10 protein-coding genes are annotated in these 15,163 nt (G+C 69.2%); 5 read left to right on the forward strand and 5 right to left on the reverse strand.

The window, feature by feature from the left end; genetic code table 11:
- From AW273_RS26695 to AW273_RS26710, 4 genes are all read right to left on the reverse strand, one after another.
- On the reverse strand, nt 1-381 hold a 381-nt coding region (locus AW273_RS26695), incomplete at its 3' end, for an endo-1,4-beta-xylanase (RefSeq protein ID WP_198168376.1).
- A gap of 87 nt (nt 382-468) precedes the next feature.
- On the reverse strand, nt 469-2,520 hold the full coding sequence (locus tag AW273_RS26700) for an RICIN domain-containing protein (RefSeq protein WP_198168377.1): 2,052 nt from the start codon (nt 2,518-2,520) through the stop codon (nt 469-471).
- The gene (locus tag AW273_RS26705) at nt 2,517-5,213 is read right to left on the reverse strand and encodes a beta-L-arabinofuranosidase domain-containing protein (protein WP_062353705.1); all 2,697 of its coding nucleotides are present in this window, start codon (nt 5,211-5,213) and stop codon (nt 2,517-2,519) included. Before AW273_RS26705 ends, AW273_RS26700 begins: the two co-directional genes overlap by 4 nt.
- Nucleotides 5,214-5,375: 162 nt before the next feature.
- Entirely contained in the window at nt 5,376-5,663 is a 288-nt protein-coding gene (locus tag AW273_RS26710; RefSeq protein ID WP_062353708.1) for a hypothetical protein, read from the reverse strand.
- 473 nt (nt 5,664-6,136) lie between these two features.
- Here AW273_RS26710 and AW273_RS26715 point away from each other — a divergent pair, with 473 nt between their 5' ends.
- The gene (locus tag AW273_RS26715; protein WP_062353711.1) at nt 6,137-7,180 is read left to right on the forward strand and encodes a LacI family DNA-binding transcriptional regulator; all 1,044 of its coding nucleotides are present in this window, start codon (nt 6,137-6,139) and stop codon (nt 7,178-7,180) included.
- 7 nt (nt 7,181-7,187) lie between these two features.
- On the opposite strand, the gene AW273_RS26720 is transcribed toward AW273_RS26715, so the two are convergent.
- Nucleotides 7,188-8,000 carry an MBL fold metallo-hydrolase gene (locus AW273_RS26720; RefSeq protein ID WP_062353714.1) on the reverse strand — a complete coding sequence of 271 codons (813 nt, stop codon included), beginning with the start codon at nt 7,998-8,000 and terminating at the stop codon, nt 7,188-7,190.
- Between the two features lie 330 nt (nt 8,001-8,330).
- On the opposite strand from AW273_RS26720, the gene AW273_RS26725 reads away from it, so the two are divergent.
- From AW273_RS26725 to AW273_RS26740, 4 genes are all read left to right on the forward strand, one after another.
- Nucleotides 8,331-11,645: a S8 family serine peptidase gene (locus AW273_RS26725; protein ID WP_232327613.1), complete on the forward strand. Its 3,315-nt coding sequence runs from the start codon at nt 8,331-8,333 to the stop codon at nt 11,643-11,645.
- A gap of 107 nt (nt 11,646-11,752) precedes the next feature.
- Entirely contained in the window at nt 11,753-13,240 is a 1,488-nt protein-coding gene (locus tag AW273_RS26730; RefSeq protein ID WP_232327614.1) for a gamma-glutamyltransferase family protein, read from the forward strand.
- 77 nt (nt 13,241-13,317) lie between these two features.
- On the forward strand, nt 13,318-14,097 hold the full coding sequence (locus AW273_RS26735) for a maleylpyruvate isomerase family mycothiol-dependent enzyme (RefSeq protein ID WP_062353720.1): 780 nt from the start codon (nt 13,318-13,320) through the stop codon (nt 14,095-14,097).
- A gap of 51 nt (nt 14,098-14,148) precedes the next feature.
- Nucleotides 14,149-15,144, forward strand: a complete 996-nt coding sequence (locus tag AW273_RS26740) for a right-handed parallel beta-helix repeat-containing protein (RefSeq protein ID WP_157556186.1) — start codon at nt 14,149-14,151, stop codon at nt 15,142-15,144.
- Nucleotides 15,145-15,163: the final 19 nt, after the last annotated feature.

Consider the following 15,163-nt stretch of genomic DNA (forward strand, 5'->3'; position numbering starts at 1 on the left):
GTCGGAGCCCTCCATCCCGCGCGCCCAGCCCGGCTGCTGCTGGTGCCAGAGGAGGGCGTGGCCGCGGATCTTCATGCCCCGCGAGATCGCGTGGTTGGCGATGCGGTCGCCGTTGCTGAAGTTGAAGCTGTTGCGCGACGGCTCGGTCGCGTCCCACTTCATCTCGTTCTCGGCGGTGACCTGGTTGAACTCCCGGTTGAGGATGTTCATGTACGTCGAGTCGCCCATGCGGCCCGCGGCGATGGCCGCGCCGAAGTAGCGGCCGCCGCGTTCGGCCGCCGAGGCGCCCAGTGTCGACGCGGCGTCGGCCGGCCCGGTCAGCGTCACCGACAGGCCGGCACCGAGCAGCGCCGCGGTGACCAGTGACAAGAGTCGTTTCATGAACGTACTTGCCTTTCTTGGGTAGGTGGTCGCCCGGCCGCCCGGTCCGGTCGTCCTGCCACGAACGGACCGGGCGGCTCGGATGTGCTACGGGGTGGTGAGGTCGAAGCGGTTCACGGTCACCGCTCCGCCGAGCGACTGGGTCGCGTAGTTGAAGATCCCGAAGCGGTAGCCCATGAAGAACTGCCAGGCGTTGTTCAACGTGAAGGCCGGGCCGAGGGTGGTGAAGTTCGTCCCGTCGGTGCTGTAGGAGAAGCGGGCCGTCCTGCCGGAACCCGGCCTGATGTCGGCGTTCACCCGCAACCAGATCCGGCCGCCCGAGATGTTCGCGCCCGCCTGTTCGCTGCCGGTGCCGGTGGTCGCCCAACTGCTGTTCATGGTCAGCCCGTTGGTCATCACGACCCGGTAGGCGCCGTTGTCGCGTCTGACCCCGATCCAGGCCGACTGGTCACGCAGCATGGCCAGGCCGGCGCGGTCGCCGTTGGCCATCTGCGAGTAGTCGAGCTCGATCGTCGCCGTGGACGTCGGACCCTGGATGCGGTGGGTCAGCGTGTTGCGGGCGTTGTAGAGGTCGTTGGTCACCGTCGCGGTCTGCAGGCGCAGGCCGTTGCCGGTGGAGAATCGGCTCGTGTCGGGGTTGTGGTTCCACTCCCACCGGTGGCCCAGGCTGCTCCCGGAGAAGGTGTCCGGGCCGATCATGGACGCGACCGTGCGGTTGGTCTGGATGTTCGGCTTGGGGTAGTTCACACCCCAGCCGCCGTTCACGGTCTGGATGACCGGCCAGTCGTTGACCCAGTTGATCGGCGCGAGCGCCGGCACCCGGCCGCCCGGGTAGGCGTCGACGAAGGACATGTAGTACCAGGCGCCGCTCTGGGTCTGGACCAGCCCGCCCTGGTGCGGCGTGCCGCCGCCGGAGATCGGGCTGGGCATGTTGAGCAGGACCTGCTGCATCGTGTACGGGCCCCACGGCGAGGTGGAGCGCAGCACGTACTGGCCGTTGGCGGGGCGGGTGAGCCAGATGTAGTAGTAGTTGCCGCGCTTGTAGAAGCGCGCGCCCTCCAGGGTGCCCACGCTGCTCGGGGTCTGGAAGACCTGCTGGGCGCGCACCTGGCTGAGGCCGTCGGCCGAGAGCTGGGCGACGCTGATCGTCCCGTTGCCGTACGCGACGTACATCGTGTCGTTGGTGTCGATCAGCAGGCCGGCGTCGTAGTAGCACTGGTTCATCCGGGCCCGCTTGGTCCACGTGCCGTCGACGGCGGAGGCGGTGTAGACGTAGGTGCGGTTGAACTCGGTGCAGCCGTACCAGTAGTAGGTGCTGTTACTGGGCCGGTAGTTCAGCGTCGAGGCCCAGATGCCCTTCACGTACGCGCGCCCGCCGTTGAGGTCGTAGGCGTTCGAGTCGAAGTCGAGGCGGGGCACCGAGTGGCCCGCGTACTCCCAGTCGACCAGGTTGTAGGAGCGCAGGATCGGCGCGCCCGGCGAGTAGTGCATGGTCGAGGCCGAGTAGTAGTAGGCGTCGCCGACCCGGATGATGTCGCCGTCGGCGAAGTCCTGCCAGACCACCGGGTTGGTGTAGTTGCCGCCGGGGTTCGGCGTGGGAGTGGGCGTGGGGGTCGGGGTGGCACCGCCGACCGGCACGAACTGCCACTGCTGGTTGGCGCCGCCCCAGTCGTCGTACTGGACGATGTTGCCGCCGTCGGCCGTGGAGGCGCTCTGCACTTCCAGGGCCTTGTTGCTGTGCCGTGCGATCAGCCGGACGTAGCCGTCGGGGGAGTCGGCGAGCCGCCACTGCTGGTTGGTGCCGTTGAGGTCGGTCCACTGGACGACGGCCGCGCCGTTGGCGGTGGAGACGCCGGAGACGTCGAGCACCTTGCCGCTGTGGCGCGACTTGACCCGGTAGTAGCCGCCGCCGGAGTCGACGAACTGCCACTGCTGCTGGTTGCCGTTGTTGCGGGTCCACTGGGTGATGCGGGCGCCGTCGTTGGTCGCCAGGTTGTAGACGTCGAGCGCCTTGCCGCTGTTGCGGTTGACCAGGACGTACCACGCGTTGGTGTCGACCGTCGCGGCCGACGCCTGCTGGGTGGTGATGAACGCCCCCACCAGCAGTAACGAGGAAAGTATCGCCAGCAGGCGTCTCACAGGAACCTCCAGAGGTTGTTGGCCGAGCCGTTGTCGTCGGCGAGCACCGCCTGCGCGCCCTGAGCGGTGCCGCTCAGGCCGAGGACGCGGCCGCCGTTGGCGCACTGGATGCGGAAGGCGGCGTTGGACCCGTACCGCAACCGCCAGCGGTGGTCGTTGGCGCCGTTGTCGGCCCACTGCAAGATGCGCGACCCGGCGGCGGTGGCGGCGTTCTCCACGCCGAGCACCTTCTGGCTGTTGGAGTTGCGCAGGCGCAGGTAACCGGCGGTGTCGACGACCGCCGTCCACAGGTGGTCGGCGGTGCCGGTGTCGCCCCACTGCACGACGAGAGCGCCGTCGGCGGTGGACATGTTCGTGACGCCCAGGACCATGCCGGTGCCGACGTTCTGGATGCGGCGGGCGCCGTTGGGCACGAACCGCCACAGGTTGTCGGCGCTGCCGTTGTCGGAGTCCTGGACGGCCTGCGCGCCGTTGGCCGTGGAGCCGTTCTGGGTGCCGAGCAGTTTGGCGCTGTTGACGTTGCGGATCTTGACCGCGCCGTCGCCGTTGTCGGTGATCGTCCAGCGGTGGTCGGCGGTGCCGTTGTCGGCCCACTGGAGCACGCGGGCGTTGTCGGCCGTCGACATGTTCTCGACGCCCAGCACCTTGTTGCTGTTGACGTTGCGGAACCGCAGGGCGTTGCCGTCGACGATGGGCACCCAGTCGTGGTCGGCGGTGCCGTTGTCGGTCCACTGCAACGCGAGGCCACCGTCGGCGGTGGACATGTTCTGGATGCCGAGGGCCAGGCCGCTGGCCGCGTTGAGCAGGCGGAAGCTGGCCTGCGTGCCGCCTCCGCCGCCGTTGGTCGCCCAGTAGACGACGTAGTTGTGGTTGTGCGCGTCGTAGAAGGGGCCGAGGTTGACCGAGCCGTTGGCGGTGAAGGCCAGCGACGAGGTGCTCGTGCGGGTGATCGTCGAGGGGGTCAGGGCCGGGGCCGCCGACAGGGACGTGTTGCCGTAGTTGCCCGACAACACGACCGGGCCGTACACGATGGCCTGGAGGTTCGGGTTGTCGTTGGCGGCCTTCATGATCACGCGCATCGGGAGCTGCACGGTCACGGTGTCGCCCGAGGTCCAGGTGCGGGTCAGGGCCGCATAGGTGCCCGGCGTGGTGGTGATGTTCTGCGGCACGCCGTTGACGCTGATCGTCGCGCCCAGGGTCCAGCCCGGGATGCGGATCTGCATCGTCCACGAGCCGCTCACGTTGCCGGTGACCTGCAACGACGTGGTGTCGCTGACCGGATAGGAGGTGGTCTGGGTGACCGTGATGCCGCGCTGCGACCAGTTGAGCGTGGAGGGCTGGAACAGGTTCACGAACAGCGTGGTGCCGTTGTGGAAGTAGATCGAGTCCATCAGCTTGGTGTTGGTCTCGATGCCGGTGCCCTGGCAGCACCACATGGAGTTGTAGTCGGTGCTCCACGTGCCGCCGCCCCAGGCCGGGCCGACGCCGCGCCGCCCGCCGGGGTTGAGCGGGGTGAAGTAGGTGACGTGGCCGCGTGCGTCGGCCGGGTTCTGCTGCCCGATCAGGTGGTTGATCAGCGCGTTCTCGTAGAAGTCGAAATAGTCGGCCCGAGAGGGGTTGAGCTGCCAGAGCTCCCGGGTGAGCTTCAGCATGTTGTAGGTGTTGCACGCCTCCCCGGTGTCGCGGCTCAGGTAGCCGGCGATGGCGTTGGGGGCGCGGAAGTGCTCGGCCTGGCTGTTGGAGCCGTTGGCGTAGCTGTGCGCGTTGACGGTCATGGTCCAGGCGTTGGACGCGATGTCGCGGTAGCGCGTCGTGCCGGTGGCCTTGTACTCGCGGGCCGCGCCGATCCACTTGGGCACCTGCGTGTTGGCGTGCAGGCCGTTGAGCTGGTCCTGGTTGCCGGCCAGCGGGTTGAAGACGGCGGCGTGGTCGAACCGCTGGGCGGTGGCGAGCCAGCGGGAGTCGCCGGTCATCTGGTAGATGTCGGTCAGCACGGCGTTCATGCCGCCGAACTCGGTGCCGAGCATCGACTGCATCTGGCTCGACGACAACCGCGACGTGCGGGTGTCGACCCAGCCGGCCAGGTTCAGCAGCACCGTCCTGGCCTCGGTGTTGCCGATCAGCCGCCATACGTCCAGCAACCCGGCCAGGGTCTTGTGGATGCAGTAGTAGGGCACGTTGCCGTTCGACAGGGTGCGGTTCTCCACCGCGGTGATGTCCGACTCGGGGAAGCCCGACAGGTAGCCGTTGGACGCCTGGCATTTGGCCAGCTCGGCGACCATGTAGTTGGCCTTGTCCCGGCAGGTCGTGTCGCCGAGCACGGCGTAGGCCTGCGCCCAGGCGGTCAGGAAGTGCCCCTGCATGTGCGAGCGGAAGGGGAAGTTGGGGGCGTCCCACCCGCCGTTGGCCGCGGCCCCGTTGGTGGACCGGCCGTGGTTGGCGCGGAAGACGTACAGCAACCGGTCGACGTCGACGAACCGCAGGTAGGCGAGGGTGCGGTTCTGGTTGTCGAGCCAGCGGCCGGAGGTGAGTCTCACCTGGCCGAAATCGAATTCGTAGGCGGACACGCCGATGTCGGCCCGGGCCCAGGGCAGCGCGGCCTGGGCGGCGGAGGTACTGATCACCTGGCCGGCGGCCGAGAACGCGACGGTCGCGCCCGCGGCCTGGAAGAGCTGGCGACGGCTCAAGGACATGGGGGAGCTCTCCTTGGGGAGGGGGGAGACGACCGGCGGGTTGGCTCACGGCCGGTCATCGGTTTTCACCTGGTCAGGCCGGGTGACGGCCTGCGGATTCTGTTAGCGATAACATTCAGCGCCGGAGAACGCCCGGCGGAACATTGCTCTGCGCCGCGGCGCTCAGACGTGGAAGCGCCTGCACCGATGGGGTGCGGGGGTGGTCGGCGCGGCGGCGTCGCGTTCGGGCTCTGTCTGGGGACCGGTCTCGACGACGGCCTGATGCGCGTCCGTCGAGTCGGTCCGGTTCTCCGCGGTTGCGATGGCGCGGAGATAACCGCTGTTCCGGCAGGTGGCAAAGGCGGAAGGCGGGGTGGTCGCCGTGGCGCCGGCTCTGGAGGCGGGGGCGGCGGCGAGGGTGGGGGTTCGTCGGGAAGAGTGCGCGATGGTCAGGATCGCGGTGGGGAGCATGCCGGTTCCTTGGGGGGTGAGGAGTCAGCAGGTAGGACGGTCCGGTCAACGGGCGTGATCACCGAAAATCTGTTATCGCTAACATTCGTGATCTCAGTGATCCATGGTCTGCTCCTGCGGGGGGTTCGCGGTCGCCTGAGTACACCCAACTGCCGATTCGGCGTCAACAGTGCCGCCACCCTCGCTGAGCTGGGCATTACCGGCGAGACAGCGCCCGGCCTGCCCATTCGCCCCGCGGGGGGCCGCACCTTTCGGTCCGTGCATGTGAAAATTTCATAGAAGTTACCAGTTGGCAACCGTAGATTTCCGCCATGGTTCGGACGGGTGTCAGAGGGGGTGAACCCCGGTTCCTAGAAAGTTTCAGGCAAGTTGCGAAAAATTTCGGATTCAGGTCCGTGCCGAGATGGGAAGTGTTCGCACCAGCAGCACAAACGACGCCGCGTGACGTCCGAAAACACCCATAGAATTCCGCTATGACCTCGACCGACGATGCCCCCCACGCCGGTCCGGCGTCCTCCGAAGCCCTGACTCTCTCACAACTCGCCGAGATGGCCGGCGTCTCGGTCGCCACCGTCTCCAAAGTCGTCAACGGACGCTCCGAGGTCGGTTCCGACACCCGGGCACTGGTCGAGCGACTCATCAGGGAGCACGGCTTCCGGCGGCAGCGCCGTCGCGTGAAGCCCGCCGGCCTGATCGAGCTCGTGTTCCACGAACTGGCCGGCGACTACCCGATAGAGATCGTCAAAGGCGTCAAGTCGGTGGCCGGGCAACACGGCCTGAGCGTGGTGGTCTCCGAGCTCGGCGGCCGGCACGTCCCCGGTCAGCAGTGGATCCAGGACGTGCTCAGCCGCCGTCCCGCCGGTGTCATCACGGTCTTCTCCGGGCCCACCGAGGAGCAGCGGATGCTGCTCGCGACCCGCGAGGTTCCGCTGGTCGTGCTCGATCCGGCCGGCGACCCGGGCCGGGGGGTGCCGTCGGTGGGGGCCACCAACTGGAGCGGCGGGCTGGAGGCCACGCGCCACCTCCTCGAACTGGGGCACCGGCGGATCGCCATGATCACCGGCCCCGACTACGCCCTCTCCAGCCGGGCCCGCCTCGACGGCTACCGCGCCGCCCTCGACGCCGCCGGAGTGCCCGTCGATCCCGACCTCATCTGCCACGGCGCCTTCCAGGTCGACGACGGCGTCGTCCACACCCAGCGGCTGATGGAGCTGCCGCAGCCGCCCACGGCGATCTTCACCGCCAACGACGGGCAGGCGATCGGCGTCTACCACGCCGCACGACAACTGGGCCTGCGCATCCCCGACGACCTCAGCGTGGTCGGCTTCGACGACATGCCTCCGTGGAGGTGGGCCATCCCGCCGCTCACGACCGTACGCCAGCCGTTGACCGAGATGGCGGCGATGGCCGCCCTCATGCTGATCAACCTGGCCGAGGGGGAGCCCCTCCTCCAGCGGCGGGTGGAACTCGGCACCGAACTGGTGGTCCGGGACAGCACCGCCCCGCCCCGGGGCTGACCGCGTGTCAGCTCCGCAACGACGACCAGGTCCCGTGGTCGGCCACGCGGAGCACGGCCGACAGGCCGGCCTCGTCGAAGGCGGTCTCCACCTCGGCCCGGCCCTCGGAGAAGTGGGTCCACCCGTCGTAGTGGGCGGGGATCACCACGCCGACGCCGAGCACCGCGGCCGCCGCCGCGACCCGCCGGGCGTCCATCGACACCGGGCGTTCCCGGAACTTGCCCCGGACCCGCGCCGCCCCCGCGTTCAGCACCGCGGCGTCGATCTCCGGCACCCGGCGGGCGATCTCGCCCACGGCGCGCATCGAGGCGTTGTCGCCGCTCACGTAGACCGTGGGCAGGCCACGGCCGGACAACACGAAACCGGTCACCTCGCAGTTGACGAAGCCGTCGGCGTCGCGTTCGCCGTCCTCCGGGCCGTGGACGGCGGGCACCGCCACCACGAACAGGTCGCCGCCGCCGTCGGGGCGCGGCACGGTGAAGGTCGTCCAGGGGGCGAGGCCGGTCGCGCCCAGCCGGGCGGCGGCGCCCGGCGCCGTCAACGTGAGCACCGCCTCGGAGGCGAACGCGCGGCCCCGGTCGTCAAGGTTGTCAGGATGCGCGTCATGGCTGACCAGCACCATGTCGACGAAACCCAGGCCCGTCTCATCGACCACAGGAGGAAGGGTTTTGGTCAGATGGCCGTGTGGCCCCGGAGCGTCGAAAGTGGGATCCACGACTATCCGGAGGCCACCCATGTCGATGACGGCCGTCGGACCGCCCAGAACCGTCGCCGCGCACTCCTGCCTCGGCAGGTTCTGCTCGTTAACTCGCTCGCTCACGGTCCAATGCTGCCGGTAGGCAAGTCCCCTCTGTGGCCGACACACCGCCCTGGTCGTCCACCGAAGCGCAGGTAGAGGGCCATTTATCAGCGAAAGCGCGCGGCGTCCCAATCTGGACAGCCCACTTGGCAATATCTCATCTAGCGGGACAAATAAGAGCTAACTAAACTCCCTGACAGATCGGAACGTTCTAAGCCGAACGCTCCGGTTATCGTCAACCAACCGGGGAGGGTTGCAGCCCTTTTGCGCGTCCAATTTCGGACGCTGCCCGGGGGGTGGCGCGATTCCTCCTTGTGCGGTGACGAGTCCCCCAGCACCCATGGAGGTTTCGTGTCAAGGTTAAGACTGACCGTCGCCACGGCCGCCGCAGTCGGCCTGGTGGCTGCGTTGGTCCCGGCTGGGTCGGCGATCGCCGACCCCACCCCGACTCCCAAGCCCTCGTTCACCGCCGTCCCGCTGACCGACCCCGAGGTGGTCACCGGGGCCAAGTCGCTGACCGGCCAGCTCGCCAAGAGCGACGAGGCGCTGCTCAAGGCGACCTCGACGGAACCGGTGAACGTCGTCGTCAAGCTCGACTACGACTCGCTCGCCGCCTACAAGGGCGGGGTCAGCGGATACGCCGCGACCAGCCCCAGCGCCACCGGCAAGGGGCTCGACCCCGAGAGCGCCGCGGCCGAGAAGTACGTCAAGCACATCGAGGGCATCGAGAACAAGTTCCTGGCCGCGCTGCCCGGCGAGGTCGCGGGCGCCAAGGTCGGCCAGAAGCTCCGCACCGTCTACGGCGGCGTCGCGCTGACCGTCCCGGCCAACGAGGCCAAGGACCTGCTGAAGCTGCCCGGTGTGGCGGCCGTGCAGGAGGACGGTCTCGAGAAGCCGCTGACCGACTCCAGCGCCGAGGCCATCGACGCCACGCCCGTCTACAACTCGCTCGGCGGCGCGCCGAACTCGGGCAAGGGCGTCATCGTCGGCATCCTCGACTCGGGCGCGTGGCCCGAGCACCCCTCCCTCGCCGAGAAGCCCAACCTCCCGGCGCCGCCGGCGAAGGCCGACGGGACGCCTCGGACCTGTGACTTCGGAGACAACCCGCTGACCCCGGCGGCCGACGTCTTCGTCTGCAACAACAAGCTGATCGGCGGCGAGCCGTTCCTCGACACCTACAACCTCGTCGTCGGCGGGGACGTCTACCCCGACTCGGCGCGTGACTCGAACGGCCACGGCACCCACACCGCCACCACCGCCGCCGGCGGGCCGGTCGCGGACGCCAACCCGCTCGGCATCTCGCGCGGCCCCATCCACGGCATCGCGCCGGCCGCGCACGTGTCCGTCTACAAGGTCTGCGGCGCCGAAGGCTGCTACCAGACCGACTCGGCCGCGGCCGTCGGCCAGGCGATCCTCGACGGCGTCGACGTGATCAACTTCTCGATCTCCGGTGGCGCGAACCCGTACACGGACCCGGTCGAGCTGGCCTTCCTCGACGCCTACGCCGCCGGCGTGTTCGTCGCCGCCTCGGCCGGCAACGCCGGTCCCGGCGCGGCCACGACCGACCACCGCTCGCCGTGGGTGACCACGGTGGCGGCCAACACCCAGAAGCGCACCTTCGAGTCGACCATCACCTTCGGCGGTGGCGGCCCGACCATCAAGGGCGCCTCGATCACCGAAGGCATCTCGTCGGCGACCCCCGTGGTGCTGGCCTCGGCGCCGCCGTACAGCGACGCGCTCTGCATCAACCCCGCTCCTCCCGGCCTCTTCGCCGGCAAGATCGTGGCGTGTGAGCGTGGCCCGAACCGCGTGCTCAAGAGCTTCAGCGTGCGGCAGGGCGGCGCGGTCGGCATGATCCTGTACAACAGCACGCCGCTCGACGTCATGACCGACAACCACTGGCTGCCGACCGTCCACATCGACAAGCCGGCGACCGACGTCCTGCTCGCCCACCTCGCCGCCACTCCCGGGGCGACGGCGACCTTCACGCAGGGCACCAAGACCAACTGGCAGCGCGACGTGATCACCACGTTCTCCTCGCGCGGTCCCGGCGGCGACTTCCTCAAGCCCGACGTCACCGCGCCGGGCCTGCACATCCTCGCCGGTACGACGCCGACCCCCGAGTCCCCGCTGGAGGGCCCGCCCGGGAACCTCTACCAGGTGATCGCCGGCACCTCGATGTCGTCCCCGCACGTCGCGGGCGCGGCGGCGCTGGTGTTCGCGGCCAACCCCGGCTGGACCCCCGGCCAGGTCAAGTCGGCCCTGGAGACCACCGCCCGCACCAACGTCACCAAGCAGGACCGGGTCACCCCGGCCGACCCGTTCGACATGGGCGGCGGCCGCATCGACCTGAGCCAGGCGTACAACTCGGTTCTGACCATCGACGAGAGCGCGGCCGACTTCGCGATCTCCGCCGACGACCCGCTGAACCGCATCGACCTGAACATCCCGTCGGTGAACGCGCCCACCATGCCGGGCCAGATCACCACCACCCGTACCGTCAAGAACGTCACGGGCGAAGAGGTCGAGTACACCTCGCGCGGCAAGACCACCACCGCCGGCACGCACATCACCGTCACGCCGGAGCGCTTCACCGTCCCCGCGGGCGGCACCAAGGAGCTGACCATCACGATCAGCGCCCCCGACGTCCCGGACGGCCAGTACTTCGGTGAGATCGACCTCCGCCAGGAGGACGGCAACAAGGACCACCGCATCCCGGTGGCCTTCTACCGCCAGGAGGGCGCGATCCCGGTCGACCAGACCTGCGCCCCGTCGACCATCGCCAAGAACGCCGAGACGACCTGCACCGTCACCGTCTCCAACGGCACCCTGGACGACACCGAGGTCACCGCCACCAGCGTGCTCGACGGCCGTCTGCGGCTGAACAGCGTGACCGGCGCGACCCAGGTGAGCAGCCAGGAGGCCACGGTCACCACCACGCTCGACGGCCGCCAGCCCGACGCGCCGGTGATCACCCCGGGTGGTCTGTTCGGCTACATCCCGCTCGACGCCTTCGGCACCACGCCGACGCCCGTCGGCGACGAGCAGGCCGTGAACTACAACGTCCCGGCCTACCGGTTCGCCGGGCAGACATTCACCCGGATCGGCATCACGTCCAACGGCTACCTCGTGGCCGGCGGCACCAACGGCTCGGCGGACATCCAGTTCACCCCGCAGACGCTGCCCGACGACACCCGCCCGAACGGCGTGCTCGCGCCCTTCTGGACCGACCTCGACGGCACCGGCGCCCCCGGCGTCTACGCGACCACGCTGACCGACGGCGTGTCCGACTGGATCGTCGTCGAGTGGCGCCTGCGCCTCTACGGCACCAACACGCTGCGCACGTTCCAGGCGTGGATCGGCGTCAACGGCGTCGAGGACGTCAGCTTCGCCTACCCGGGCCCGCTGCCCTACCCGGGTGACGCCTACGGCCTGACCGTGGGCGCGGAGAACAGCGACGGCACCGCCGGCAGCCAGATCCCGGCGGGCACCGGTGTGACCAGCGACTACACCATCGCCAGCACGCCCGGCGCCCCGGGCGAGACCCTGACCTACACGATGAAGGTCAAGGGCGCCATCACCGGCGTCGGCTCGGTGACGACCTCGGTCGTCACCGACCAGGTCAAGGGCGTCACCCAGGAAGTCGACAAGATCACCGTCCAGTAGTCCCGGAACGGTGGACGGGCCCGGCGGTTCTCCGCCGGGCCCGTTTCTCGTCGAGGGCCGCATCGTAGAGTCCTGATATGACTTCCACCCGGTATGCAGCAAACGGCATGGTCTGCACCATTGACCACCTCGCGTCGGCCGCGGGTCTGGTCGTACTGGAGAAGGGCGGGAGCGCCGCCGACGCGGCGGTGGCGGCGAACGCGGTGCTGGCGGTCACCGCGCCGCACATGTGCGGCCTCGGGGGAGATCTGTTCGCGCTGGTCCACGACGGATCGGGCGTCCACGCCCTGAACGCCTCGGGACGCGCCGGCAGCGGCGCGGACCCGGCCCGGCTGCGGGCCGAGGGGCACGACCGGATGCCGCATCTGTACGACATCAGATCGGTCCCCGTGCCCGGATGCGTCGACGGGTGGCTCGCCCTGCACGGCAGGTTCGGCCGGTTGCCGCTCGCCGAGGTGCTGGCCCCGGCGATCCGCCTGGCGGCCGGCGGCTTCCCGGCCTCCCCGCTGCTGGCCCCGGGCGCCGCGTTCATCGGCACCCTGCAGAGTGACTACGCGCACGTGCAGAACGTCGGCGACCCGATCAGGAGACCGGGCGCGGCCAGGGTGCTGGAGGCCGTCGCCGAGACCGGGCGGGCGGGGTTCTACCAGGGCGAGTTCGGCCAGGGCCTGCTGAAGCTCGGCGGCGGCGAGTACACCGAGGACGACCTCGCGAGAGACCAGGCCGACTGGGTGACGCCGCTGTCGGCGAGCGTCTTCGGGCACGGCGTCCACACCATCCCGCCCAACTCCCAGGGCTACCTGCTCCTGCTCGCCCTCAAGATCCTGGAGGGCCTCGACGTCCCGGGCGACCCGGCCGACCCGGCCTGGGCCCACCTGCTGATCGACGCGGCCGTGGCCGCGGGTCACGACCGTCTCGACGTCCTGTACGAGAACGCGACCGCCCCCCTCGACACCGCCGAGGCCCGCCGGGCACTGGTCGGCGCCCCGGGCCTGACCGCCCCGGCGAAGAAGGGCGACACCACCTATCTCTGCGCCGTCGATTCCGACGGCATGGGCGTCTCGCTGATCCAGTCGAACGCCGCCGGGTTCGGCAGCCTCCTGTTCGAGCCGTCGACCGGCATCAACCTGCACAACCGCGGCATCGGCTTCTCCCTGGCCGAAGGCCACCCGGCCGAATACGGCCCCGGACGCCGCCCGCCGCACACCCTCGCGCCCGCCCTGATCACCCGCCCGGACGGCTCGCTGCGCACCGTCGTCGGCACCATGGGCGGCGACGCCCAGCCGCAGATCCTCCTGCAGCTCGTGACGCGGCTGCTCGTCCACGACCAGGCCCCCGGCGAGATCATCGCCGCCCCGCGCTGGGCGCTCGGCTCGGAGACCGGCTTCGACACCTGGCGGGGCGGGGAACACCTCGTCGAGGTCGAGGACGGCGCCCCGTGGGAGGCGGGACTGGCCGAGCGCGGCCACCGGACCGTGCGGGAGAACTACGGCGACGGGTTCGGGCACGCCCACCTGATCGACGTGCTGCCCTCCGGCGTGCTGGCGGGGGCGGCCGACCCGAGGGCGAAGATCGGCGCCGCCCTCGGGCGGTGAAACAGGGATGATCCTTGAGGTTCGTGGCGTTCGCGTTGTCGACGCCACTTACCTCGCGTACACGGAGAACCCCACTCATGACCGACCAGGCGACCAAGACCCTGCGTTCCACCTTCGACGAACTCGCCGCGCAGGTCCGCGCCTTCGCGCCGGAGGACCTCGTCCGACAGTCGGGAGCATCCGACTGGGACGTCTCGCAGGTGCTCAGCCACCTCGGCAGCGGCGCCGAGATCAACCTCGCCGCCCTCGAAGGCGCCCTGAACGGGACCGGAGCCCCCGAAGGCGACACGATCCGGGCCATCTGGGCCCGCTGGGACACGATGTCCCCCGAGGAGCGCGCGAACGCCTTCCTCGACGCCAACGAGAACCACATCGCCCGCCTGGAGGGCCTCGACGCGGATACCCGCGAGAACCTGCGGATCGCCCTGTGGTTCCCGATCGACCCGCTCGACGTGGAGACCTTCGCCAAGTTCCGGCTGAGTGAACTGGCCCTGCACACCTGGGACGTCCAGGTCACCTTCGACCAGGCCGCCGGGTTGGGCCCGGACGCCACCGACATCCTGCTCGACCGGATCGGCGGCATGCTCGGCTGGACCGCCAAGCCCGACCGGCTCGGCCGCGCGGTCACCCTGGCCGTCCACGTGACCGCGCCCGAGCGGTCGTTCGGCCTGGCGATCGGGGAGCAGGCCGAGATCGTGGACGTCCCGGCCGAGCCCGACGCGGTGCTGACCGCGCCGGCCGAATGGTGGCTGCGGCTGGTGACCGGGCGGCACGCGCCCGAGCACACCCCGCCGGTCGTCGAACTCACCGGTTCGATCACTTTGGAGGAACTGCGACAGGTTTTCCCCGGCTTCTGATTATTAGAGCGGGCCGGCGAAACTTGTGACATCTGTGACTCCACTGACAGGATGCTCAAGGTGGAGACGAGATATGTGGTGGGCGCGTTGCTCTTGGCCACCAGTGGAGTTATGGTCGCCGGCCCCGCTCAGGCCGCCGCGCCGACCGGCCCCGGGATGGTGAAATGCCCACGCGCGACGAAGACCGTGGGCACCGCGAGCCAGCTCAAGATCGCGCTTGCCGGTGCCCGCGCGGGTGATGTGATCAAGTTACGGCCCGGCATCTACCGGGGGAACTTCGTCGCCCAGAAATCGGGCACGCAGAGCCGCCCCATTTTCGTCTGCGGCACCGCCAAATCGATCATCGAAGGCGGCGGCCCGAAGGGCGGTTACGGTTTCCACATCAACAAGGGAAACTACTGGCGCCTGGTCGGTTTCACCGTCAGGAAGAGCCAGAAAGGCGTGATGGCCGACCGCACCCGCGGTTCGGTCATCCAGTCGCTGACCGTGCACTCCATCGGTGACGAGGCCATTCATCTGCGCAATTTCAGCACCAAGAACATCGTCCAGTACAACCGCATTTACAACACCGGTCTCCGGCAGCCGAAATTCGGCGAAGGCGTCTACATCGGCAGCGCCGAGTCGAACTGGAAGAAGTACACCGGCGGCCAGATGGACCGCAGCGACGGCAACTGGGTGCGCGGCAACGAGATCAAGTCGACCGCCGAGGCGATCGACATCAAGGAAGGCACCAGCGGCGGCTGGATCGTCGGCAACGTCTTCGACGGCTCCGCGCTCGTGAACGACGGCACCAACGATTCCTGGGTCGACGTCAAGGGCAACGACTATGTCATCGAGAACAACCGGGGCCGGAGAACACCGCTCGACGGATTCCAGACCCACGAGATCGTCGACGGCTGGGGAACCGGAAACGTCTTCCGGCGGAACGTCATCAATCTTTCCGGTGCGAAGGGCGTCGGCGTCAACGACACCGTCGGCGGAAACACCATCGCGTGTGACAACAAGGTGACCGGCGGGCCACTACTCAAAAAGGGTGCATGTTCGTAATCGACACTTACGATCGGGT

The organism is Herbidospora yilanensis (assembly GCF_001570565.1).
Classification (GTDB): domain Bacteria; phylum Actinomycetota; class Actinomycetes; order Streptosporangiales; family Streptosporangiaceae; genus Herbidospora; species Herbidospora yilanensis.

Coding starts and splice junctions, on each gene's coding strand:
- AW273_RS26730 (WP_232327614.1), top strand. CDS start 11,753: ATGGTCTGCACCATTGACCACCTCGCGTCGGCCGCGGGTCTGGTCGTA.
- AW273_RS26715 (WP_062353711.1), top strand. CDS start 6,137: ATGACCTCGACCGACGATGCCCCCCACGCCGGTCCGGCGTCCTCCGAA.
- AW273_RS26710 (WP_062353708.1), bottom strand. CDS start 5,663: ATGCTCCCCACCGCGATCCTGACCATCGCGCACTCTTCCCGACGAACC.
- AW273_RS26735 (WP_062353720.1), top strand. CDS start 13,318: ATGACCGACCAGGCGACCAAGACCCTGCGTTCCACCTTCGACGAACTC.
- AW273_RS26705 (WP_062353705.1), bottom strand. CDS start 5,213: ATGTCCTTGAGCCGTCGCCAGCTCTTCCAGGCCGCGGGCGCGACCGTC.
- AW273_RS26740 (WP_157556186.1), top strand. CDS start 14,149: ATGCTCAAGGTGGAGACGAGATATGTGGTGGGCGCGTTGCTCTTGGCC.